Raw genomic sequence first — 20,480 nt, forward strand, 5'->3', positions numbered from 1 at the left:
GAGAAACCTGTTTGCCTGCGCCGTTCAGCTTCCCAGCGGCATCGGCCTTCACCCAGTTGTGCAGCGTCTTCGGGCTGATGCCCAGTATCTTCGCCACCGCCGCCATGCTCTGGCCGCCGCGGACCATGCGCACGGCTTCCAGCATGAATTCCTGCGTATATCGAGCTCTCGGATTACCCATCTTTCCTTCCTCCTTGCGTGAGTTTTACACACTCAGCAAGGGATCCATTTTTTGCGGGCAAGCTCAGTTTTCGGGTCATGTAGAGCTTGCAAGTAGCTAGTTTTTCGCTCATTGGCGTCGCTAAGGCTGGTAGTGGATCAAGCCATGGGCTGTATTTGGGGCCGTCGATAAAGTGGCAAAGGGACGTGGTCGATCTGACCATCGGAAGGCCTAGAGGAAATTCATGCTCGGCGACCTATGTCGCCCCATGGGCTCGAGATTTTCCTTTCCCTGTGAGCCTTAGGCCTCGACAAGTTCCGGATCGCTCTGATCATCATTGCCGCCGCGTTTCGTTGATTGTTTCGGGGTCGCCGGCATTAACCCTTGTAACGCGCCCTGACGCAGCCTTTGTTCGACCAGCAGCAATCGCACCTTTTCAAGGGCGACGAGCGTACCTAGCTTTTCGGTGCTCCAAACGCGCTGGATACTTTCGAAGTAATCCTCGATGTCATGGATCACGCGGCGGCCATATTGAATCTCGAGGAGAAGCCGCTCGATGTCCTTGTCGCCGCGATGACGCCGCCAGAGCGCCCGCATCTCACCGAGCCCGACCGGTTCGAACGGCGGAAGATGTTTGGTCATAGCACAACCCCGAAACACTGTATGCATATACAGTATCACAGACGAACTTCGTTTTCTACGCCTTGAATAGCCGAAGGTCTGTGGACGTCTCTCAATGTCAAGGAGATGACATCACACCGTCATAACGTTATAAAACTGCAATGCTATGAGGTCGTAATTTCATAACTCCGCTTTGGAAACTTGGTCCAGTAATCGATACCGAATTGGTGGTTGCAACGGAAAATATAGTCCGGAAGGCCATTGCAAAACGATTAGACGAAATGGAAAATGATTGTGTTACTAGTTGTAACCTAGATCCGGTATCATTTGCCGGTCGCTCTCTTCAGGTGATTTTTGTTGGGTATGGCCATGACCTTCGCAAATGATTCTGCCGATTCAATCCGGGAAATTAATCTTTCATACGTTCTTCTTGCGCAAAAGATGCTGCGCTTAGACCGCGCAGTGGGCGAGGCTCGCCTCGGACTGTCCGGTCAGGTGGCCAACATCTTATTGATCTGTCGATGGCGCGGGTCGTGAAGCTCGCGGCAGCGCCGCACCTGCTTTGCGCTTTCCGATTCGATAACCAGTCCATGCTCTCGTCATTGGCTCGCGCAGACGATCAGGCCAAAGCTGAGCCTGCAGGGTCGTTACTGGCGCTTGCCCATTAACCTCAATTAAGCACGGGATTCCGTGTAAGAGCTCTGCGGTGTCGGTATGAAGCGGGGATGTGAAGACAGTGAGTTGCCGTTGTTTGGTGATGCCGACCTAAGCGCACAGGCGAGCGCTCTTGCTCAGAGCGTCATTTCGATTCGTACCGCGCAGAGCAAAAGTCTGCCTCGAGATCTGCCTGTCGGCTCGCTTGAATGGGAGACGGCTGCGCTCGAATTTGCTCGGGATATAGAGCGGGTTTTAGCAGGCGAGTGCGATCAAAACCAATTTTGATCGTAGTAGTCGGTAGCCCATCGCCGAGCGCATTGTACCGCCTCGTCCGAGGTCGAAAAGATCCCCAAGTCCGGAGCGTACTTTTCCTGCTCGCCGTTGTCCGCCGCCACAATGCGCTTGAGTCGAACGCGCGCCCGGAAACCCGTAGCTGTGACTTGGGGCGACGCATCGATGGTAGCCTTCATGTACAAAAAATTCACGGATCAATCACTGAAAGATTCAGAGTTCTTGTGAAAACCTAATGCTTGCATTGCTTTCGCATACTGGCGTTCATGCTCCGAGCAGAGGCGGCGGACTTCTACCAGCGTCGTCGCACGCTGCAACACCCCGGCATCAATCTGAAAATGTTGTGCAATTGCCTGACAGGCAATGCCGGCCGGGAAATATACAGCGAGATACCGATCTTCGTCCTCGCGATTATTCCAGACTGTAATCGCCATATCCCATTCACAGACGTCGTCCAACGTGGCGATAGCGCGCGAATCACACGCAGCCGCTTCGATTTTCCCCTTCGCAATCGCGTGCTGCAGGTTTTTTTCAAACACGCTTACAAGATCCCATCGGGCAGTCATGACTTCGACCGTAACAACGCACTGTGTCATCGAAAATTGTCCTTCGCTGTAAGAGCGGCGGGGCAAATCGCCGCTAGATGAATGGCGTCACTCGGGTGTGTCCGCCAGCTCGACACTGCAGGCGATTAGCGCAAGGCGTTCTCGACAGCCGCAGTCAACGCGTGACGTTTCGCGGGTAGGGCGAAGAATTGAACCGAACTGCCGACAACGTCCTTACTATCGATACGTACCGCCTGAGTTTTACCGGAACCTTGAAGCGCCGATCGATTGCCACGCCGATGAAATTCGTTCGAATCGAAATCAATCGGATATTCGAACACGCCGTCGTTTGCCTCGACGACCAGATGTACATGATCAATGCGAACGCCAACGAAATGAACTTCGATGATCTTGTTGAGCACGGTGTCAATCGCGGCATCGATTTCGTGAGAAGCCAGCGCAGGGTTCGCAAAACGAGCAATCTGAATGACCGCACGCATACCGGACCCCTTATCGAAACAAGCGATCCGGTAGCGAGCAACAGCTGGAGTTCGGTCGGATTGGGGATATATGAGGTCGTTTAAGCTGCCTTGGTAGCTCATGATTTGCCTATCAGGTTATGCGTAAGACCCAAATGTCAAACGCACAACCCAAGCTACTCATGGCCGCACGAAGTCAAGTCAACGACCGGACAAGCGCAGCATGCAACGTTGGTGCTTTACCCGTTTATTGGTGCGATAAATATCCGGAATACGGCTCTTTTCCAGCGGTATCACGCCAAGATCCTTCTGCGCTACATAACGTCAATTCGTCATTGAGCCTTTCGTTTTCCGCTCGTTTTTTTTTAGGCGAAATCTCGATCCAGGTCGGGCCGTGGTCACTGGCGTTCGGAAAGTCGCGAACCCATGCGTCAACAGATGCGTTAGCGAGGCGCGGGGTAAGCGCTGGACTGAGCAAAAGATGGTCGATTCTCAGACCAAAATCTTTCCCACGGTGCCGGCGGACATAATCCCAGTACGCATAAATTCGGTCATCCCCGTGCACGATGCGCAGCGCGTCGGCCCATCCCTGCGCAACGAGCCGCCGAAAACATTCTCGGCTCTCGGGTTGTAGCAAAGCGTTGTCGCGCCATGAGCGCGGGTTATAAATATCTTCGTCAGTAGGGACTACGTTGTAGTCGCCGACGAGCACAACGGGGTGACCACTATCCATCAGATACTGCGCGTATTCGATCAGCCGTTCGAACCACGCAAGCTTGTAGTCAAACTTGGGACCTGGCTGTGGATTGCCGTTTGGCAGATAGAGACAACCAACCAGAATGCCAGAGACCGCGCCCTCGATATAGCGGCTTTGCTTGTCAGCGCGATCACCGGGCAGGCCTCGGCGACTTTCGATAGGTTCCGAACCCTTGCTCAAGATCGCAACGCCATTCCAAGCGCTTTGCCCGTGCCATATCGCGCCGTAGCCGGCGTCGTTGATCGCCTTGATAGGAAACGCGGAATCGACAGCCTTCAGCTCCTGCAGGCAGACGATGTCGGGCGACGCCTCGGCCAACCATGTTAGCAACGATGGAAGGCGCGAGCGAACTCCGTTGATGTTGAACGTAGCGATCTTTAGTTTCGGCATGTTCGCTGTCTCCTAAAACGGATCGTGACATTCGGGCGACTCCCAACATTAGATCAATGCGCAGTGGGTGGCCACACCGCAACGCTTCGCTCGGACGGCCCCTCAGGCACCTGGTCCAATCCGTCAGCAAACCACAGCACTTGATGTCGGAGCTCAGAGACATAGCTTTCCCAGCCGCTTTGATTTCCGTGGAAGAGATCGTGCTGTACAAGGTTCGCGAGCAACGGTCGGTTGATCGATTCATCAAGCAGCAGCTTCGGCCAAAGGAAGAACGCGCTCGCTGCTCGTTTCGCAAACTCATACGGCGTGATTTCCGCGTCGACCATGCGGAGGATGGTAAAGCTCATCAGGGATTCCTCTTGCCCGACTGCTTCGCCAACAGTATTGAACCGGTTTGCGCATTTCATCACGCACGCAGATGCTTCCAGCACGTCGCCCAAATGCAGCAGCAGGGCGCGTCTCTCGATTCCATCGTCCATCGTTTCTCCGTTGTGATGCTACTTAAGGTCGATTGCTCTTCTCATGGCGACGGTCAATCCCTGCCGACAGCGCGCATATCCTTGCCACGGGTCGGCGCCCAAGGTTCGCTGGCGTTTGATCGCGCTGTGAATAGTCCATTGGTCGGCCGCCTTGATCTCTGGGAGTTCTTCCCACGCGATCGGCATCGAGACGCCCATACCGGAGCGAGCGCGCGCGGAGAAGGCAGAAACCGTACTCGCGCCTTTGCTGTTTCGCAGGTAGTCGATGAAGATTTTTCCAACGCGGTTCTTCGGACCCAGCACAGCAGAAAATCGATCGGGCATCACCTTGGCCATGTGCCGGGCAATGCCTTGCGAAAAGGCTTTCACTTCATCCCACCCTTGGCGCCGCGTGAGCGGAATGACGATGTGATAACCCTTGCCACCGCTGGTCTTGATAAATGACTTCAGTCCAACCTCATCGAGCAGCACTTTGGCCAACTGGGCGGCCTCGGTCATCATTTTCCACGAGAGGCTTGGATCGGGATCCAAATCGAGTACGAATCGGTCGGGATGTTCCAGGTCGGGTTGCACGGCATTCCAACTGTGAAGCTCGATGACATTCATTTGCGCCAAGCCAATGAGCGCTTCGGGCACGTCAACGGCCAGCAAAGCCGGATGGTTAGGGTGCAGGGCGACCGCCAGCTTGGTGATCCCCGGGATGCGCATCCGTTCCTCATGCTTTTGGAAAAATAGTTCGCCTTCAATGCCGTCGGGCGCGCGTACGAGCGAGACCGGCCTGTCTTGTAGATAAGGCAAAGCCCATTCGGCGATCTCATCGTAATACCGAACTAGATCAATCTTCTTCATGCCCGTTACAGGATCGATCACGCGATCGGCGTTGGATATTTTCTGGCCAGATAGCGTGACGTTGCCGCGGCGGCCAGGCTGGACCCGCGTAGAGCCAGTTTGTGCCTCGACTGGCTGTCCGTTTTCAACATCAACTACTGGCTCTTCCGTGACGGCGGCCGCAGGTTTATCCTCGCGCATCCCATGAAACACCGGGTGCCGGACTTCGCCGTTCGGTGTCCACTCGAGAAACGATAATTCCGCAACGAGTCGCGGTTCCAGCCAAACGTAATCACGGTCTTTTTCGGGTGCCGGCGCGTTGTAACATGCGCTCGTTTTGCGCACCAAGCCCTTCGCCTTTTTTTCGAGCGCTGCGATCTGCGAAGGGCGCAAGTTCTGCTGTGCCGTTCCAGCAAATCGAAACGATCCGTCGGGCTCGTACACGCCGAGCAACAACGCACGGACGCCGGTCTTCGCGCCCCGCAGGCTTGTGAAACCTGCAACGACAAACTCCTGTCTGAGCAGGCACTTGAGCTTCACCCAATCGGTTGAGCGTCCGGAGCGATAGGGTGCGTCTGCTCGCTTTCCGATGATTCCCTCGAGCTTCATTTTGCACGCCGACGCGACGAGCGACTCGGGGTCTTGAGCAAAGTCTTCCGAGTAGCGCAACGCATCGGTGTGGACTTCGCCGAGTAAGTCGGCTAAGAGCGCACGCCGTGCTTTGAGCGGTTGTTCTCTTAGATCTGTTCCGTTGATGTACAGCAGGTCGAAAAAGAACAACACAATTTCTGCAGTGCTACGGCGGTCAAATGCATTTTGGAGCGCATTGAAGTTGGGCATGCCGGCCGCGTCGAGCACAACCGCTTCGCCATCAAGCCACACGTTGTCGACGGGAAGGGTCTTAAGCGCCGCACAGAGCTTGGGCATGCGGTCGGACCAATCGTGGCCGTTGCGGGTAAAGAGCTGTGCGTTACCGGCGTCGACGCGCGCAAGCATTCGGTAGCCATCGAACTTGATCTCGTACGACCATTCTCCGTCCGTGGGCGGCCGATTGACGAGCGTCGCCAGCTGCGGCTCGATCAGTGAGGGTGTGACGCCCGGCGGTTCCTTCGCAGCACGTCTGGGCGGTTTCTTGTTTGAGTTATTCCATCGCCCGGCCATGGACTAAAGCTCCGTGGATTTATCCATCCCAGAATCCAGCCACGCGACGAGATCCGGACGTGATGAAAATTCGAGGTTTTCGAACCAATGCGTCAGGTGCTCGTGAGCATCTCCAAGGAAGTGGTCGTCAAGTTCAAACCGGCCTTCGAACCCAGGAGGATCGGCGATGAGGTGAACGCCTACCGCCTCTTTGCCATCCAAAAAGATCACGGTGTGCTCGGTGATGTTGGCAGTTGTGCCGCGTGGCCGATCTTTGAGTGTTGCCGTAAATTCGTGTTTAAGGTGGGCTAGATCCATGGTCATCAGTGGGCTCCGCAAGCAACAGGACCAATTTATTTAACGATGGCGTCAGGAAAAGCCCACCTGGCTCCGGTCATTTACCTTCGTTGCCCTTCAAGTCGCCATGCTTGTGAGAGTGTGTCGCACCATATTTCAGCTCAAAGTGGGCACCTTTGCCGCTACGCGTGGGCGGAAAGTGCTCGCCTTCAACGCACGTTACTTCGAACGTACCCTTGCCGTCCTCGTGGACGACCGAATAAATGCCAGAAACCTTCACGATTTCGCCGGGCTTGTAGGAATTATCGCCTGCCATAATTAGTTCTCTCCGAAATGGGTTGCTTTGTCATCAGCAAGCGCCGTTCCGTAGAGCGCAAGCGCCTGACCCCGCGGCCACTGCTGAAAGATTTATGCGCAACATAGGCGATCACCAAACGTGCGCGTCTTGGAAGAACGACATCTATCGACCTTCTAGTTCGAAATTAGCTAATAACGCCTTCAGGCGAAGCCAAAATTGCCGTTAAACCGCATCTGGGGAAGACAACTCGCTTTCATCCGATGTGTATCCAACGACGCTTCAACAATATGAGGCCTGCATGACCGGAACTCGAACGAAACGCTCAGAGCCTCTAAGGCTCATCGAGCGGAAGATAGAATTAGTCCGCATTTCTGACATCGACACGATACCCAAGGGCCTGCGCGGCATCTACGTGTTGTATAGCAGTGCAGACTCTGGAACGTCGCGGTCGCCGCATTACAACGTCGTATATGTCGGCATGTCGAGCAGCGGCATCAAAGGTCGGTTACGCGCACACCGAAAGAACAAAGAGGACCTTTGGAACTTTTGCTCTGTTTTTTCTGTTTGGCCTAACGTGCGTGAGGACGAGATTCGAGAACTCGAAGGAATTCTGCGCCATATTTATCGCTTCGACCCTGCCGCGCAGGAGCTTAGCGCGCACAAAACCTATAGCAAGTTATCCCGCACGCCGATGATCGAACTCAATCCCTCATTTCGCAGGGAGACTGAATTTGTGATCAAAGATGCGGCAGATAGTAGGTAGGCGCGAGTCGCTCGCACGTGCAATGCAATGGAAGCAAAAGTCAATATAAGTCAAAAAGGGGGAAAATGCGAAGGTTCAATGCTGTCGGGGGGGTAATATTTGCTGGGCTTTTAATAAGCGCTCAAGCGCAGACGAAGCAACTCGATCGAGCAGTGATCGATCCAATGGCTGCAGCGCAAACCTATTACGATGGCACAGACACCGCGCCCTATCTCGCGCTGAATAAAGCGTGCAAAGCCGAAGCGGCTGCCGGAAATCGCAGTAAAGGATGCGACGCATTTAACGTTGCGGCCACCCAAACCAACAGGCTCATACACGCAAATCCGGCGGGTTTTGTCGGGGTGCGCATCAGATTTTAAAAGAGTCGAATTCCTACGGAGTTTCTGGGACTTGGTCGAGCGTTTGACGCAATCTTGCGGCGGTCCGATGGCTCGACAGCCCGAGCAGATTACTGACTTGCTCGTTGGTGCTGCCTGCTGAGATTTGACGACGCCCGTACGTGTTCCTAAGGAGACGGGGACTCATGTCGGCCGCCGCCACTTTGATATTTCCCAGCGCGCTTCTAACGCACTTTCCCAAGGTGTCGTCTTTCATCGGTTTGCCCGTTGCAGTTGTCACGAACAGGTAGCGAGTCGGGCATGCAAGCGACCGCCGCGCCGAAAGATATTCGCGAAGAATATCGACGCAGAATTGCTCGAGTGGCACACGCCGAGCGATGCGTGGTCCCCGTTTCTCTACATACACATCAGGTCGGAGTCCATCGACGTCCAGGTCATCAAGATCAAGGTGTCGACATTCGGCCGATGTTATTCCTGTACCCAAAAACATAGCGACGATCGCCACGCTTCTTAGCTGTTTGAACGATGCGTCCGCCGGCCTCACGCACGCATCTTGCAGGCGTTTATCGTCGTCCTTCGATAGGAAGACCGGAGTGGGCTCGTCTTCCGGCCAAGCCTGGCCAACGAGCAGCAACGAAGCAGGGTTGTCTTTGCGCACCTCCATTGCCACCAAGTGACGCGAGACGCGATCAAGCAGCTTGAGGTAACGGAGTTGCGTCGTCGTATCTGGGCGTGCCTCGTGGGCAAGCGCGTTAAAGAAACTGTCGATCTCTGCCGAGCCGAAGGTGGCCACCGTCTTGCCGTGGGTCGCAAGATGCCGATGAAACCGGGCGAACATGGATCGGTGTTGAGTGATCGACTGTTCAGCAAAAGGACGCCGGTCCGCACCGACAGCTTCGTTTCGCTGCCATTTGTCGTAGGCTGCTTGCGGATCGCCCACCCAGTCGAAGTCGTTCATAAAATAGATATACTGGAATTGTGCTTTCCACAATATATACGAAGCTACGCTTCGCCAACCCCGTCATCAAAACAAGGGCGTCCGCCATTGTTGAACTTCTTCATCTCGCGCAGACAATCGGCCGGGCCACCTACTACCAAGCGAGCCGAACTGGCCAACGTCAGATTGACGCTTAGGCCAAAATCTTCAACGACGTACCCAAGTGCGCACATTGGAAGAGAGGAGAGCGCATCGGACGCTTCAGCGATCTGTTCCACAAGCGATCGAGCGTCGGATCGATACGCCCATATAGGCTTTCCCAGCGCGGCCGCAAACCTACTTCAAACGCCGTGCCGCTGTCTGGCTCGCCGAGTCCTCGAAAATCGTTCAGGTTCGCCATGACCATGTCAGCTGATCGGATGGCATCGATTTTCGCGCGACAGATCCATGCCGCTTTATCAGCAGGGCCTAAGTTTGACGGTGCTTCGTTGTCAAACGGATACATGCCAACATAGCCTGCTTTTCGACACAGGTCTTTTAGATAAGCGCCGTGGTCGACTGCATCGATCCGAAATACGTCGAAACAAGCAAGATACACGCGCAAGGTGCCCTCGGCCTTTTCGATAGGAAGCGGTTGCCGGGCGGATGTGGCCAGCTTCTATCCGTTTTCGCAACCGCGCAATCTGCTGCCGAATAGCCAATACGCTTTTGCCAAGGTTCGAAGCGATTACGTCGATGTTGTGGCCGGCGTCGAGCTGCTGCATGAGAGCCTGCTGTGCCTTTGTGGGTTTGGGCATTTGCTCCTCGTTTTGTTTTGATCAAGCACGTCAGTGTTTAGAATATCAACAAGAGGGACAAGTCAAGTCCGTGGAGTACTGATGAGCATGCAGTTAAGCGATCGGTGCAGGACATCTCTCTACCGAGTCATTTTCGGAAAACCGAAGAGCACTGATGAGAGCGTGGTCTTTTTAATGGCCGGAAGCAGGGAAGCGGCGAACCGCCGTGCGGTAAGAACGCTCGCGGTGCTGTTCGACATCCCAGAAGCGGACGTCTATCTATATAACCTCGTATCGTTCGCCGACTTGGTCGGCTCAGGTGTGAGCGACGACGAAGACGTGCGCGTTTTCGAAACCGGCTGGAAAGGGGCGGAAGTGAGCGCCTGGGTCGAGCACCCTCTGTTTCTCACAGACGATACTTCGCTTCTCGGGAAGTGGGCCGAGCTATACGCAGATATTGCTCGATCGCAAGCGCTGGCTGCTATCAAGCGAGCAAACCGGTGATGCTAAACCAATCTGTTTCGCACGCGCCAACGTTTTAGCTCGTTAGACCTGAGAACGATCCGCCACGCAGCTCGTTATAAACCGGGAATCAAACTTATAGTGCAAGTGGTTGCTGATTGAGCGCCAAGCTGAGCGATTCATTCTGTGCAGCCGATAACGTGTTGGCCAAGACGGTTTCGGCGCGGTAGTAGATCATTGCGCCGTAGATGTCGGCAAGCACGCGTGCGCGTGGGCAGAGCGCTGCGTCCTCACCCGACGCTTGATGCTCACGCTAGTAGTTAATTGCATCTTCAATCTGCCCAATGGTGTAGGTATTCATCGCGATTTAGTTAAAAATAAACTGCCGACAAAGATTAGGGTGCCGAAACGTCGGCTGGCGTTATGACTGTTGAATTGCCTGGCTCCCTAACGAACAATTTCCGAGACCTTCGTGCGAACGGGCTGATCAGTGAGGGCGCCGGACCCACCGGCACCACAAAGCTTCCGTTGCCGATAGGACCTTTGCGTTTGATCACTTCGACTGCGACACCGTTCTCGGCCGGTCGTAGCGCGAGCCGTAGCGATGCCGGAGAACTATCTTGTGCGCTTGCGAGAGGCCTCATCAATACAAACAAAGTCTCATTTGACTGTGCCGCGAGAGTTAGGCGACGCAGTGACTCGCTGCGAATGTGCTGCTGCCAAAAAAGCACCGCACCAAAGCTGCCTGCTCTCAGGATATGCTCAGCAGCCCACAGTGAATCCGCTGATTTTTTCGGAGAGATCCACACCAGCTTAGCTGGATCGATTCCCATATAGGCAAAAGCGTGCATGTTTGGCACTTGGGGAGGCTGGATTAACGCAATTGATTTGTTTGCGACTGAAGCAAGCGCTGGCCGCAAAATGCGCAACTCGCCGATGCCCGACTGAGCCGTCAAAAGTTCAATCAGCGCACTAATCGGCCAGCCGCCACCTGGGAGCTCTGCAGACAGCGCCTCGTAGCCGGTATCGATGACCCTACCCGCGGTGCGGGCGAGTTGGGATCCTCTCCACAACGACGGGTGGATTTTTTCGAAATCTGGTAGCGCTGACATGGGTCATACCTGTGTTTTTATAAGGGCTATCCACTTAGCGCCAATGGAGCGATCATGTCGGCGTGAGCGAATTTCAACCTACCCCTCTTGCGGGCGTCGACTACCCTCGAACTTGGAACCAGTTTGAAGAATGGTTTGCCACTGAGGACGATTGCGCGCATTACCTTCAGCGACTGCGCTGGCCAGATGGATTCGCTTGCCCGAGTTGTAGAACTAAGGGTGAACCATATCGAAGTAGCCGCGGACGCCTGATCTGCAGAGCCTGCCGCCATTCGTGCACGGTTACGTCAGGTACGATTTTAGATAAGACACGCACGCCCCTCAAGGTTTGGCTGGCAGCTGCGTGGCATATTACGAGCCAGAAATCAGGCATGAGCGCCTTGGGTTTGCAGCGTGTACTGGGCTTTGGTAGTTACCAAACCGCCTGGACCATTCTGCATCGCTTTCGGCGGGCGATGGTTCGCCCGGGGCGAGAGCGCTTGCAAGGCATCGTCGAAGTAGATCAGAGCTATCTTGCAATTCGTGATCGCCGTGTTACCTTCGTCGGTAAAGGCACGAGGGGGCTGACCACTAAGGCTATCGTGGTGATTGCCGTGGAAATCTTGGTGCCAAAAGGGTTTGGTCGTATCCGTATCCAGCGAATTGAAGCGGAGTCGGGCGCCAACATCGTTCCGTTCGTGAGAGAAGTCGTGGAACGCGGCTCCGTGCTGCGTACGGACGGCGCAGCCATCTACCGGGACCTGCGGGAGGAATATCAACATGAACGGACGGTGGTCAGAAACGTGATACCGGCGGATGCCATTCCAGCCCATATGCCGCTGCCTGGCGTACATCGGGTGGCTTCATTGCTCAAGCGCTGGCTCCTCGGTACACATCAAGGAGCGGTTAAGCCGGCCCAGTTAGAACACTATCTCGACGAATTCGTGTTCCGCTTTAACCGACGCACGTCACGTTCTCGCGGCCTCATTTTCTACCGCTTGCTCGAACAGGCTGTTCAGGCCGACCCGATTACCTACCGTCAGATCGCAAAAAGAACATCTCGCGACGCCTAAATTTCGGCTTGCGGAATGGTGGCTCTAAGTGGATAGCCCTTGTTTTTATACAGTATAGTACGTCCGACGACACTTCGCGCGAGGCGCTTCGTGATGCAACAAGTTTTCGTTCTCGAATTCGGCGAAGCCAGCGCCAAGCTGCTCAAGACGGCTGGCGTTTCGCACGAGCGCATTACCGGAGCTGCAGGTAATGGGAGCGGACCGTATTTGATGCTGACCGCAACAGATTTTTCAGAAATCAACCATTGGCGGCTCTTTCTCAATCGGGAGGGCTGCCCTTATCGATATGGCGAAGTCGAAGCCAACGGAATGCGAGAGATGGGCCGCTCACGCTCGCCTGGTTGGGTGGTTTACGATCTGCAGGGGCGATTGCTTGTGAATCCGCTCCCCGTCGACATAAAAAAGCCCCGTTTCTGAACTGAACCCCAAAAGTTGGACACCCGTCCAACGATTTGGGGTGTTTTTTCATGAGCAAGTACGATGCGCGATTCAAGCGTTTGGTAGTCAAAGATTATTTGTCAGGCAGGGGTGGCAGTAGCAAGGAGGTGGCACGACGACATGGCATAGACCATGGCACGGTACGCAAATGGGCTGCAGGTTATCAAGCACACGGCGAAGCTGCATTGAAGAAGAAATACAGTCAATACGATGCTCGCTTCAAGCTGAAGGTATTGCGCTTCATGCTGGCACGCGGCCTGTCGTGCCGGGAAACAGCGGCTGTCTTCGATATACGAAACGCGCCTCGCATCGCCGTGTGGAAACGCCAGTATGATTATGGAGGCTTGCAGGCATTGGAGTCTCGGCCACGAGGACGCCCCGTGAAGCAATCGAAACCGCCCAGTTCATCCGAGCCGACCAGGTCGGACAACGCACGCACCAAGGAAGAGCTTCTTGAGGAGCTTAACTACTTGCGCATGGAGAACGCGTACCTAAAAAAACTCGATGCCTTGATCCGCTCGGAAAGCCCTACAGCGCAGCGCAAAAGGCGCAAATAGTGCTCGGGTTAAGGCAGCAGTTTCCAATCACGGGCCTGTTGAAGCTGGCGGGTCTGGCGCGCAGCACTTTTTACTACCAGTGCAAGGTATCGCAGGCGGCGGACAAACACGCGCAGCTCAAGACGCGTATCCGCTCGATATTCGAGCAGCACAAGGGGCGTTATGGTTATCGGCGCATTACGAGCGTGATTCGGCGCATGGGAACGACGGTCAATCACAAGAAGATTCAGAGCCTGATGCAACTCATGAAGCTCAAATCCGTGGTGCGCCCGAAGAAATACCGTGCCTTTCGCGGGACAGCGGGACGCATTGCGCCAAACGTGCTGCAGCGCCAGTTCGAGGCTGGCGCACCGAACCAGAAATGGGTCACTGATATCACCGAGTTCCGGGTGGGCGAGCACAAGCTCTACCTCTCACCAGTTCTGGATCTGTATAACGGCGAGATTGTTTCTTATGAAATGGCCACAAGGCCGGTCTTCACGATGGTCGCGCAAATGATGAAGAAGGCGATAAAGCGTCTTGAACGTGGCGAGCGTCCTATCGTCCACTCCGATCAGGGCTGGCATTATCAAATGAGTGCTTACCAAGCGCTGCTCTCAGAGCGCGGCCTGACGCAAAGCATGTCACGCAGGGGAAATTGCCACGACAATGCCACCATGGAGAGCTTCTTCGGCACCCTCAAATCTGAGTTCTTCTATGTGAACAGGTTCGAAAGTGTTCAGGCGCTGCAGGCTGGCATCAAACAGTACATTCATTACTACAACCACCAACGCATCAAGCTGAAGCTAAACGGGCTGAGTCCTGTGATGTACAGAACTCAGCCCTCTCGGCCCTAGCCGAAAACTGTCCAACTTTCCGGGGTCAGTTCATTTTAAGACGGGGCTTTTTTTGAGAAAAAGGACCTTAGTGGTTCATGAATAACAAGGCGGCCAAACCAACGACGCCGGCGGCGAACGCTGCGTACCCGCTGACGCGCGAAACAAACGTGCGTGCCTGCTCCCGCGTCCAGGTGTTCGCGTGTTGCTCTTTCGTCAAAATCGACATCGCAGCTCCTCAGCGCAGGGTTTTCAGGTGGGTCGCGATGAACAACATCGCAGACATCGTGGCAACTATTATAGACCCGCTTAGCCTCGTTGAGCGGTTGGCCGACGTGTCAGCGGTGACAGCTCCGCCGGCGGCAATGAACATCGCGGTGAGCACAACGACGATTTCGGACGCCAGCAGGACCGCGACCCACGCGAAAACATGGCCCTTCGCTTCCATATACTCCCATGCCTCGTAGATAGTAGCGGCCGACCACGCGAGCGCGAGCCAGCCGAGCTGACCGTCTTGAATCGTCGTCACGATGCGGGTGCGTTCCCGTTCGGCTTGCTGAAGTGGCATCAGCCGAGCCAATAAGAGACCTGCGGGCGGCAAGATCACGGGCACTGCAATGTTAATCAGGACCCAACCGATATTATCGGTGAGCAGGCCCAGTATGGTTAGAAGTTCGGTCACTTAGTGTCCCTGATGCGGCGGAGTGGTCTGATCAGGGTCTATTTTATCGATCTCATGCACAAGTCAAGAACCGATCGACATTGCTCCATGCGGCGCGATCCCTAATGGGGGGCATTTGGCCATTGGTGACACACGGTGGGATTCGCCGCAGCTACGCGCTAAACGGCTTCTCATTTGATGCTGCCTCTCGGGGAGTGTGAAGGATCCGGTAGATGTCAGCGAGACATCGCTCGCTAATATTGGCGATGCCAACCGCACTGCGCGTAAAGCGCGGCGGTGTCAGTCGCAAAACGCGGCAAATCGCCGACATATACGGTTTTCCGCCAAACGTCGCGCATTGGGTTGACGCGCTGATGATCGCCGCATCGCCGACCTGGCTACGTAGACACGCGAGCACCAAGCGATCGCGTTCGTTTGAACTCGCACCCACTGTTCCATATGGCCTCCAAATACTGTATTTATGTACAGTACTTTTAAAATAGTCCAGTTCGGGAGGGAGCGCAAGCGCGCTCGTTTAGGTCAGTCTGCCGATACGGGGCTGGGCGGTCGGCTGAAACAGTCACAGGCACGTACGAACAGGCGGATGCGACCGGTTCTAAGCGCCTCTTCCAGACGTGTATCAAATGAAGGGAATGATAGCCCTAACTATCTAGGCCCTTCAGGTCGCGATAAATTCCGACTAAGCACCGGTTACCGCATTACCGTGCCAACATTTCACTTTTCTCAGACAAAAATTAACACTTCTGTACTTTTCGGTGAATTCTATTTATCGTTGATTAATATAAGTATGTAAAATGGCTATAAATGTTCAAACGACTGGCTGTGGCGAGCCGCATCGGACGCATCGGGTAACTGCTCGCACGACCTAAAATTTTTGAACCATAGCAATTTTGCGTTGCATAACAACTTGGTTAGGCCCCCGGAGGGAGATCATCACGTGGTGGTTTGACCGTACACCAGATCAACCGCGCGCGCTTCTAAGGAGGCAGGGAGTTGCGGATCGTTACGTCGCAACTCGCCAGACCGGGCCCATTAGGCAAACACACCAAGCTGAATCCGGATCAGCATGTCGTTGACGCTATCGGATCCAACATCGCCGTCTCGAACGTGCATGGGAAGTCATCAATTCTTGCCCGATAAGCATAGAAGAAACGGAATGCAACTAACGATCTTATCCTTAATCGTTTCCATTAACACCGGTGCTCGGTTGCGCATCCGCCCCAAATAACAAATTTATCATCCGTATTGAGATGGGTAAGGTAGCTCTTAAGGTTGAGCAGCTTTGTATTGCTGGAGTTTCCAACCGATCAACCTACCAACCAACTTACCAACTGAGCCAGTGATCCGTCGTGGCGCAAGCCTTAAACCGGAGCAGCACTGTAGTCAACGTTGGCGTTCCAAGGTAAGCGAGTCATCAGCACCGCCTGTTCATAGCGACGCGGCTTCGGCATTCTGATTCCCACCAGATCTAGTGGGAATCAGAATCATGGAAGTGAGCGCACCAGGTCGCCCCCGCGGCTCAAGAAACTACACGGAAGAATTCCGGGAGATGGTGGCAGCGCAAGCTAACGACCCGGAGCGTTCGATCGCTGAGGTTGCTCAGGAACACGGTCTGAACGCGAACATGGTCGCGAAGTGGCGACGTCAACGGTCGCCCTCGCCACCGGCGACGCTATTGCCGGCACAAGAATCATTTCTCCCGGTACAAATCACGCCATCGCCGCAGCACCCAACCATCACAGTGGAGTGCGGAGCGGTACGGGTTCGCTTCGAAGGCAACCCTGATCTGGACGTGCTGCGCGTTGTGCTGGCTAGCTTGCGTGACGCTCAATGACGCTAGGACCACCCACTGGCACACGTGTGTGGCTGGCCGCGGGCGTCACCGACATGCGTGGAGGCTTCAATAGCCTCGCCGCGAAGGTGCAAACTGTCCTCGAACGTGACCCGTTCAGTGGTCACGCGTTCGTCTTCCGTGGCAAGCGTGGCGACCTGCTCAAGGTACTGTGGTGGAGCGGCGACGGCATGTGCTTGCTCACGAAGCGGCTTGAGAAGGGGCGCTTCGTGTGGCCACAGGCCACCAGCGGAACGGTCTACTTGAGTCCCGCACAACTCTCAATGCTGCTCGAGGGCATTGACTGGCGCCAGCCCACGCGCACGGCGCAGCCCACATCCGCGTTGTAAACGTCGGCGCGGACACGTAAACTGTCGGTCATGACTTCGGCCGACACCCTTCCCGACGACATCGATGCCTTGAAAGCGCTGCTGCGCGAGCGCGACGCGCGCATTGAACGCCTACAGGATGTCGTCGACTCCCAGGAGGCGGTCATCGCCACGGGTAAGGCTGAGATCGAGCACTTGAAGCTGTTGATCGCGAAACTCCGCCGCATGCAGTTCGGTCGCAAGTCCGAGAAATTGGATCGACAGATCGAGCAACTCGAACTGCGACTCGAAGAGCTCGAAGTCGACGAATGCGCGATGCCTGTTGAAATTCGAAAGGCAACACTTACGGCGCCAGAACAGGCACCGCGTAGGCCATTGCCCGAACATCTGCCGCGCGATGTTCAAACGTATTTGCCTGAGTCGGGCGAGACATGCCCGGGGTGTGGCAGCAAGATGAAGCCGCTGGGCGAAGACGTTGCTGAACAACTCGAGTATGTACCGGCAAGCTTCCGCGTAGTCCGGCATGTGCGACCGAAGTTCGCGTGCTCTTGTTGTGACCACATCGCACAAGCGGCCGCGCCGAGTCGACCCATCGAGCGCGGTCTGGCCGGCCCCGGTCTTTTAGCTCACGTGCTGGTCTCGAAGTTCGCCGATCACTTGCCGCTTTATCGGCAGTCGGCAATATACGCACGCGAAGGTGTGGAGCTTGATCGTTCTTTGCTCGCGAAGTGGGTGGGTCACTGCGCGACGCTCCTGCAACCGCTCGTTGAGGCGTTACGTCGCCATGTGATGGCGGCGACTAAACTTCATGCCGATGACACGCCTGTACCGGTGCTCGCACCCGGCAACGGCAAGACGAAGACGGGCCGCCTGTGGGTGTATGTGCGTGATGATCGTGCCTCGGCTGATATGACGCCGCCGGCGGTATGGTTTGCCTACACGCCAGATCGCAAGGGCATCCATCCGCAACAGCATCTCGAGTCATTCAGCGGCACATTGCAAGCTGACGCATACGGCGGGTACCAGGCCATTTATGAAACCGGACGTGTGACTGAAGCAGCGTGTTGGGCACAGGCTCGAAGACAATTCTACGAATTGCATGCGGCCCGTCCAAATGCCCTGAACACCGAAGCGCTTGAGCGTATCGGCGGCTTGTATAGGATCGAGGAAACGATCCGGGGCAAACCACCTGATGAGCGTCGGGCCTATCGACAGGCGCATGCGCGGGCACCACTCGCCCAACTCCATACGTGGCTCACCATCACACTACGCACTCTCTCGCGAAAATCCGATACGAGTCGAGCGATCCTCTATGCCCTTAACCGATGGGAAGCGCTCACGCGCTACTGCGACGATGGCCGCCTCGAAATCGACAACCTGCAAGTGGAGCGTGCGTTGCGCGGGGTCGCAATCGGCCGGCGGAACTATCTGTTTGCCGGCGCCGACTCAGGCGGCGAACGTGCGGCCGCGATCTACAGTCTTATCGGCACGGCGAAACTCAACAGTGTCGATCCCGAGGCGTACCTGCGTTTCGTGCTCACACGCATCGCTGACCTCCCGATCAACCGGGTCAATGAACTGCTACCGTGGCAATTTCCCGAGCTACGCGCCGCTCATTCAAAACAAAGTGCATCGGCTGGAACAACGGCGCCGTGATGTCGTAACACCTCGGCGCGAAAAATTGCCCAGTCATCAACTCCAGCCCTGGTGTGGGTGCAATACAAACACTCGCTTGCCGCAGATTGCAACGACGCATTTCGGTGTACGTCAATGCCGAACCGCTTGCTGAACCGCGCCCAACACAACCCGTCCTCTCCATTGATCCAAAGCGTTTCGCCGTTGCCTGATACGGTGTTCTAGTAACGCTGTCCCTGGATCGGTTCGTTGCTCACAACATGTCTCCCATTTAGAGCTTCAATTGTAGCTACCATCGCAGATGTCAGTGCCGGGCGCACGGCACGCTTGCAAAACGGCTCCAGTCAAGACGTCCTTCGGGATGCGCTTACGTTCCAAGTCCTTCTCTGCGCTCTAAAACGATAGACAGGTAAGCCTTTCTGTTGTTCGGTGTAGATTTCATTGCATCAAGAGCAAAGGGTGGTCGGTATGGAAAGCGCGTGCCGCCGTCGGCGGCGAGACTTATTAGCGGTTTTATGATCGAAAGCCCAATAGTTAGCTTTTCGCCGAGCTACAAGTCCCAAGTGCACTAGATGTCTAGCAATGCTGTCGCGCGAGCGCTGATCAATCAGTGTACAGGGGGCAAGAGCAGACAACGTCGCGTACGTCATAAGCATCGTTTTTTTGTGTGGACCTGCCTCGGCGACGACAAGCACAGGCAATGAAGAGCTTACCTCGCGTTGGCTGCACGCTACAGTACTGTGCGCGCCGCGCATTCGAGTTTTCTTAGCTATGTATGTTGATAAGGATAGTTATCTTAATAGCATTGAAATTGATTTTTCTTCTTCGCAATTTTCATGTCTGGCCATATGCCAAAGTGGGTTATGAGCCCATTCAGCGCTTGTTTAACGCGGCGCGGCTACGGCCTATTGCTTATAAAACAGAGTAGGTCACTTGCCAGAGAAAAACGAGTTTCCTAACCCAAAGGTTTTACAACAGAGACGCGAATGGTTTGCGTACGCCTTCCTCGTTGCTCGTCAGCGACCATCCTCGATCTTCCCCACGCCAACGATATTTGCGCTGATAATGTAGCCACTCCGTACAAAATGCGAGGTGGCAATGTCGAGCGTGGTTCACACCCTTGAAGCGAAGACATCCAGATGGACCAACTGGGCCGCGTGCTTTGTGACAATCTTGATGCTCGCAACGGCAATCGCTGGGGCTTACGGGACGCAGCGTCTTTACAGCAGTGAAGCAGAAGTGGCAAAGTAGCACCGCTTGCATATCGGGTTAGAACGGCTGCTTTCGCTGCTCCGTGACGCCGAGACGGGCCAGCGCGGATACCTGATAACGGGCCGAGAAGAGTATCTTGCGCCGTACGTCGACGCCACGAGTGAGGTCGATACGCAGCTTATTGAGCTGGCATCTCTTGAAGATGACGATCGGCTGCAGCAGCGAACGCTAGCCGCATTGCGGGAAACTACGGAGCGGAAGCTTCGCAGAACTTGAGTCGGTTATCTCCGTTAGGCGCAAAAGTGGATTTAGTGCCGCATAGTCACTCGTGCAAACCGACGCGAGGCGCGTGCGGATGCAAAGGGCAGAAGGTCGGGGAACTGCCAGACTCTACGACACATGAGCGGGGAAGGCCGCATCAATTACAGTCACCGGTGGGGCAATATGAATCTAGGGAAGCTTATGTGGACGCCTTATGTGGACGCCTCCCGGATTGCAAACAGTTTTGCGTTGTTGACTGGCAGGTTAAGGCAGCACGCTTATGTCCGGCCCGTTTGTGCAGGCCGGTATCTGCCTGCTGGCCCTAATGGAATTCGCTG

24 protein-coding genes and 2 pseudogenes are annotated in these 20,480 nt (G+C 55.2%); 12 read left to right on the forward strand and 14 right to left on the reverse strand.

Annotated features, from left to right (window positions below; genetic code table 11):
- The coding region (locus ACRXB1_RS09900) for a transposase (RefSeq protein ID WP_449491899.1) at positions 1 to 181 on the reverse strand (181 nt) is incomplete at its 3' end.
- Between the two features lie 279 nt (positions 182 to 460).
- The gene (locus ACRXB1_RS09905) at positions 461 to 802 is read right to left on the reverse strand and encodes a hypothetical protein (RefSeq protein WP_449491900.1); all 342 of its coding nucleotides are present in this window, start codon (positions 800 to 802) and stop codon (positions 461 to 463) included.
- A 348-nt stretch (positions 803 to 1,150) separates the two neighbouring features.
- Here ACRXB1_RS09905 and ACRXB1_RS09910 point away from each other — a divergent pair.
- Positions 1,151 to 1,449, forward strand: a pseudogene (locus ACRXB1_RS09910) (flagellar transcriptional regulator FlhD).
- 477 nt (positions 1,450 to 1,926) lie between these two features.
- Here ACRXB1_RS09910 and ACRXB1_RS09915 read toward each other — a convergent pair.
- The 7 genes from ACRXB1_RS09915 to ACRXB1_RS09945 all read right to left on the reverse strand — a co-directional run bounded on the left by ACRXB1_RS09915 (position 1,927) and on the right by ACRXB1_RS09945 (position 6,960).
- The gene (locus tag ACRXB1_RS09915; RefSeq protein ID WP_449491901.1) at positions 1,927 to 2,325 is read right to left on the reverse strand and encodes a hypothetical protein; all 399 of its coding nucleotides are present in this window, start codon (positions 2,323 to 2,325) and stop codon (positions 1,927 to 1,929) included.
- Between the two features lie 95 nt (positions 2,326 to 2,420).
- Positions 2,421 to 2,876, reverse strand: coding sequence for a hypothetical protein (locus tag ACRXB1_RS09920; RefSeq protein WP_449491902.1), 456 nt, complete (start codon positions 2,874 to 2,876; stop codon positions 2,421 to 2,423).
- A 124-nt stretch (positions 2,877 to 3,000) separates the two neighbouring features.
- Positions 3,001 to 3,900, reverse strand: a complete 900-nt coding sequence (xth, locus tag ACRXB1_RS09925; RefSeq protein ID WP_449491903.1) for an exodeoxyribonuclease III — start codon at positions 3,898 to 3,900, stop codon at positions 3,001 to 3,003.
- A gap of 53 nt (positions 3,901 to 3,953) precedes the next feature.
- Complete coding sequence (locus ACRXB1_RS09930) at positions 3,954 to 4,379, reverse strand: hypothetical protein (protein ID WP_449491904.1); 426 nt, start codon at positions 4,377 to 4,379, stop codon at positions 3,954 to 3,956.
- 18 nt (positions 4,380 to 4,397) lie between these two features.
- Positions 4,398 to 6,368, reverse strand: coding sequence for a DNA ligase D (ligD, locus tag ACRXB1_RS09935; protein WP_449491905.1), 1,971 nt, complete (start codon positions 6,366 to 6,368; stop codon positions 4,398 to 4,400).
- Between the two features lie 3 nt (positions 6,369 to 6,371).
- Positions 6,372 to 6,671 carry a hypothetical protein gene (locus ACRXB1_RS09940; protein WP_449491906.1) on the reverse strand — a complete coding sequence of 100 codons (300 nt, stop codon included), beginning with the start codon at positions 6,669 to 6,671 and terminating at the stop codon, positions 6,372 to 6,374.
- A gap of 70 nt (positions 6,672 to 6,741) precedes the next feature.
- On the reverse strand, positions 6,742 to 6,960 hold the full coding sequence (locus tag ACRXB1_RS09945) for a hypothetical protein (RefSeq protein ID WP_449491907.1): 219 nt from the start codon (positions 6,958 to 6,960) through the stop codon (positions 6,742 to 6,744).
- 280 nt (positions 6,961 to 7,240) lie between these two features.
- Here ACRXB1_RS09945 and ACRXB1_RS09950 point away from each other — a divergent pair, with 280 nt between their 5' ends.
- Positions 7,241 to 7,705 (forward strand): GIY-YIG nuclease family protein, encoded by a 465-nt coding sequence (locus ACRXB1_RS09950; protein WP_449491908.1) that lies wholly within the window; start codon positions 7,241 to 7,243, stop codon positions 7,703 to 7,705.
- A gap of 152 nt (positions 7,706 to 7,857) precedes the next feature.
- Entirely contained in the window at positions 7,858 to 8,064 is a 207-nt protein-coding gene (locus ACRXB1_RS09955; RefSeq protein ID WP_449491909.1) for a hypothetical protein, read from the forward strand.
- A gap of 13 nt (positions 8,065 to 8,077) precedes the next feature.
- On the opposite strand, the gene ACRXB1_RS09960 is transcribed toward ACRXB1_RS09955, so the two are convergent.
- Entirely contained in the window at positions 8,078 to 9,001 is a 924-nt protein-coding gene (locus tag ACRXB1_RS09960) for a tyrosine-type recombinase/integrase (RefSeq protein ID WP_449491910.1), read from the reverse strand.
- A gap of 172 nt (positions 9,002 to 9,173) precedes the next feature.
- The gene (locus ACRXB1_RS09965) at positions 9,174 to 9,578 is read right to left on the reverse strand and encodes a nucleoside 2-deoxyribosyltransferase (protein WP_449491921.1); all 405 of its coding nucleotides are present in this window, start codon (positions 9,576 to 9,578) and stop codon (positions 9,174 to 9,176) included.
- Between the two features lie 49 nt (positions 9,579 to 9,627).
- On the opposite strand from ACRXB1_RS09965, the gene ACRXB1_RS09970 reads away from it, so the two are divergent.
- Entirely contained in the window at positions 9,628 to 9,798 is a 171-nt protein-coding gene (locus tag ACRXB1_RS09970) for a hypothetical protein (protein ID WP_449491911.1), read from the forward strand.
- Positions 9,799 to 9,858: 60 nt separating this feature from the next.
- A complete protein-coding gene (locus tag ACRXB1_RS09975; RefSeq protein WP_449491912.1) occupies positions 9,859 to 10,260 on the forward strand; it encodes a hypothetical protein in 402 nt (133 codons plus the stop codon).
- Positions 10,261 to 10,354: 94 nt separating this feature from the next.
- Here the strand turns inward: ACRXB1_RS09975 and ACRXB1_RS09980 are convergent.
- Together ACRXB1_RS09980 and imuA are read right to left on the reverse strand one after the other, a co-directional pair.
- Positions 10,355 to 10,516 (reverse strand): annotated as a pseudogene (locus tag ACRXB1_RS09980) (DUF3717 domain-containing protein); the annotation flags it as partial.
- A gap of 97 nt (positions 10,517 to 10,613) precedes the next feature.
- Positions 10,614 to 11,330 (reverse strand): translesion DNA synthesis-associated protein ImuA, encoded by a 717-nt coding sequence (imuA, locus tag ACRXB1_RS09985; RefSeq protein ID WP_449491913.1) that lies wholly within the window; start codon positions 11,328 to 11,330, stop codon positions 10,614 to 10,616.
- A gap of 62 nt (positions 11,331 to 11,392) precedes the next feature.
- Here imuA and ACRXB1_RS09990 point away from each other — a divergent pair, with 62 nt between their 5' ends.
- The 3 genes from ACRXB1_RS09990 to ACRXB1_RS10000 all read left to right on the forward strand — a co-directional run bounded on the left by ACRXB1_RS09990 (position 11,393) and on the right by ACRXB1_RS10000 (position 14,213).
- The gene (locus ACRXB1_RS09990) at positions 11,393 to 12,382 is read left to right on the forward strand and encodes an IS1595 family transposase (protein WP_449491914.1); all 990 of its coding nucleotides are present in this window, start codon (positions 11,393 to 11,395) and stop codon (positions 12,380 to 12,382) included.
- A gap of 93 nt (positions 12,383 to 12,475) precedes the next feature.
- Complete coding sequence (locus ACRXB1_RS09995; protein ID WP_449491915.1) at positions 12,476 to 12,799, forward strand: hypothetical protein; 324 nt, start codon at positions 12,476 to 12,478, stop codon at positions 12,797 to 12,799.
- A gap of 50 nt (positions 12,800 to 12,849) precedes the next feature.
- Positions 12,850 to 14,213 (forward strand): IS3 family transposase gene (locus ACRXB1_RS10000; protein WP_449491916.1). Its coding sequence is split into 2 segments (ribosomal slippage): positions 12,850 to 13,347 and positions 13,350 to 14,213, totalling 1,362 coding nucleotides; the frame shifts between segments, so codons are not numbered across the junction.
- Between the two features lie 217 nt (positions 14,214 to 14,430).
- Here the strand turns inward: ACRXB1_RS10000 and ACRXB1_RS10005 are convergent.
- On the reverse strand, positions 14,431 to 14,874 hold the full coding sequence (locus tag ACRXB1_RS10005; protein WP_449491917.1) for a hypothetical protein: 444 nt from the start codon (positions 14,872 to 14,874) through the stop codon (positions 14,431 to 14,433).
- A gap of 1,486 nt (positions 14,875 to 16,360) precedes the next feature.
- Here ACRXB1_RS10005 and tnpA point away from each other — a divergent pair.
- From tnpA to ACRXB1_RS10025, 4 genes are all read left to right on the forward strand, one after another.
- Positions 16,361 to 16,708 carry an IS66-like element accessory protein TnpA gene (gene tnpA / locus ACRXB1_RS10010; protein ID WP_449491918.1) on the forward strand — a complete coding sequence of 116 codons (348 nt, stop codon included), beginning with the start codon at positions 16,361 to 16,363 and terminating at the stop codon, positions 16,706 to 16,708.
- On the forward strand, positions 16,705 to 17,055 hold the full coding sequence (gene tnpB / locus ACRXB1_RS10015) for an IS66 family insertion sequence element accessory protein TnpB (RefSeq protein WP_438397303.1): 351 nt from the start codon (positions 16,705 to 16,707) through the stop codon (positions 17,053 to 17,055). The genes tnpA and tnpB overlap by 4 nt, the downstream gene beginning before the upstream one ends.
- 30 nt (positions 17,056 to 17,085) lie before the next feature.
- Positions 17,086 to 18,690: an IS66 family transposase gene (gene tnpC / locus ACRXB1_RS10020; RefSeq protein ID WP_449491919.1), complete on the forward strand. Its 1,605-nt coding sequence runs from the start codon at positions 17,086 to 17,088 to the stop codon at positions 18,688 to 18,690.
- Positions 18,691 to 19,926: 1,236 nt separating this feature from the next.
- The gene (locus ACRXB1_RS10025; RefSeq protein WP_449491920.1) at positions 19,927 to 20,157 is read left to right on the forward strand and encodes a CHASE3 domain-containing protein; all 231 of its coding nucleotides are present in this window, start codon (positions 19,927 to 19,929) and stop codon (positions 20,155 to 20,157) included.
- The last annotated feature ends 323 nt before the right edge of the window (positions 20,158 to 20,480 follow it).

The organism is Caballeronia sp. M23-90 (assembly GCF_053574605.1).

What these genes read in the sequence shown, in the direction of transcription:
- ACRXB1_RS09905 (WP_449491900.1), bottom strand. Translation starts at nt 802, where the DNA reads ATGACCAAACATCTTCCGCCGTTCGAACCGGTCGGGCTCGGTGAGATG.
- ACRXB1_RS09915 (WP_449491901.1), bottom strand. Translation starts at nt 2,325, where the DNA reads ATGACACAGTGCGTTGTTACGGTCGAAGTCATGACTGCCCGATGGGAT.
- ACRXB1_RS09920 (WP_449491902.1), bottom strand. Translation starts at nt 2,876, where the DNA reads ATGAGCTACCAAGGCAGCTTAAACGACCTCATATATCCCCAATCCGAC.
- xth (WP_449491903.1), bottom strand. Translation starts at nt 3,900, where the DNA reads ATGCCGAAACTAAAGATCGCTACGTTCAACATCAACGGAGTTCGCTCG.
- ACRXB1_RS09930 (WP_449491904.1), bottom strand. Translation starts at nt 4,379, where the DNA reads ATGGACGATGGAATCGAGAGACGCGCCCTGCTGCTGCATTTGGGCGAC.
- ligD (WP_449491905.1), bottom strand. Translation starts at nt 6,368, where the DNA reads ATGGCCGGGCGATGGAATAACTCAAACAAGAAACCGCCCAGACGTGCT.
- ACRXB1_RS09940 (WP_449491906.1), bottom strand. Translation starts at nt 6,671, where the DNA reads ATGACCATGGATCTAGCCCACCTTAAACACGAATTTACGGCAACACTC.
- ACRXB1_RS09945 (WP_449491907.1), bottom strand. Translation starts at nt 6,960, where the DNA reads ATGGCAGGCGATAATTCCTACAAGCCCGGCGAAATCGTGAAGGTTTCT.
- ACRXB1_RS09950 (WP_449491908.1), top strand. Translation starts at nt 7,241, where the DNA reads ATGACCGGAACTCGAACGAAACGCTCAGAGCCTCTAAGGCTCATCGAG.
- ACRXB1_RS09960 (WP_449491910.1), bottom strand. Translation starts at nt 9,001, where the DNA reads ATGAACGACTTCGACTGGGTGGGCGATCCGCAAGCAGCCTACGACAAA.
- ACRXB1_RS09975 (WP_449491912.1), top strand. Translation starts at nt 9,859, where the DNA reads ATGAGCATGCAGTTAAGCGATCGGTGCAGGACATCTCTCTACCGAGTC.
- imuA (WP_449491913.1), bottom strand. Translation starts at nt 11,330, where the DNA reads ATGTCAGCGCTACCAGATTTCGAAAAAATCCACCCGTCGTTGTGGAGA.
- ACRXB1_RS09995 (WP_449491915.1), top strand. Translation starts at nt 12,476, where the DNA reads ATGCAACAAGTTTTCGTTCTCGAATTCGGCGAAGCCAGCGCCAAGCTG.
- tnpA (WP_449491918.1), top strand. Translation starts at nt 16,361, where the DNA reads ATGGAAGTGAGCGCACCAGGTCGCCCCCGCGGCTCAAGAAACTACACG.
- tnpB (WP_438397303.1), top strand. Translation starts at nt 16,705, where the DNA reads ATGACGCTAGGACCACCCACTGGCACACGTGTGTGGCTGGCCGCGGGC.
- tnpC (WP_449491919.1), top strand. Translation starts at nt 17,086, where the DNA reads ATGACTTCGGCCGACACCCTTCCCGACGACATCGATGCCTTGAAAGCG.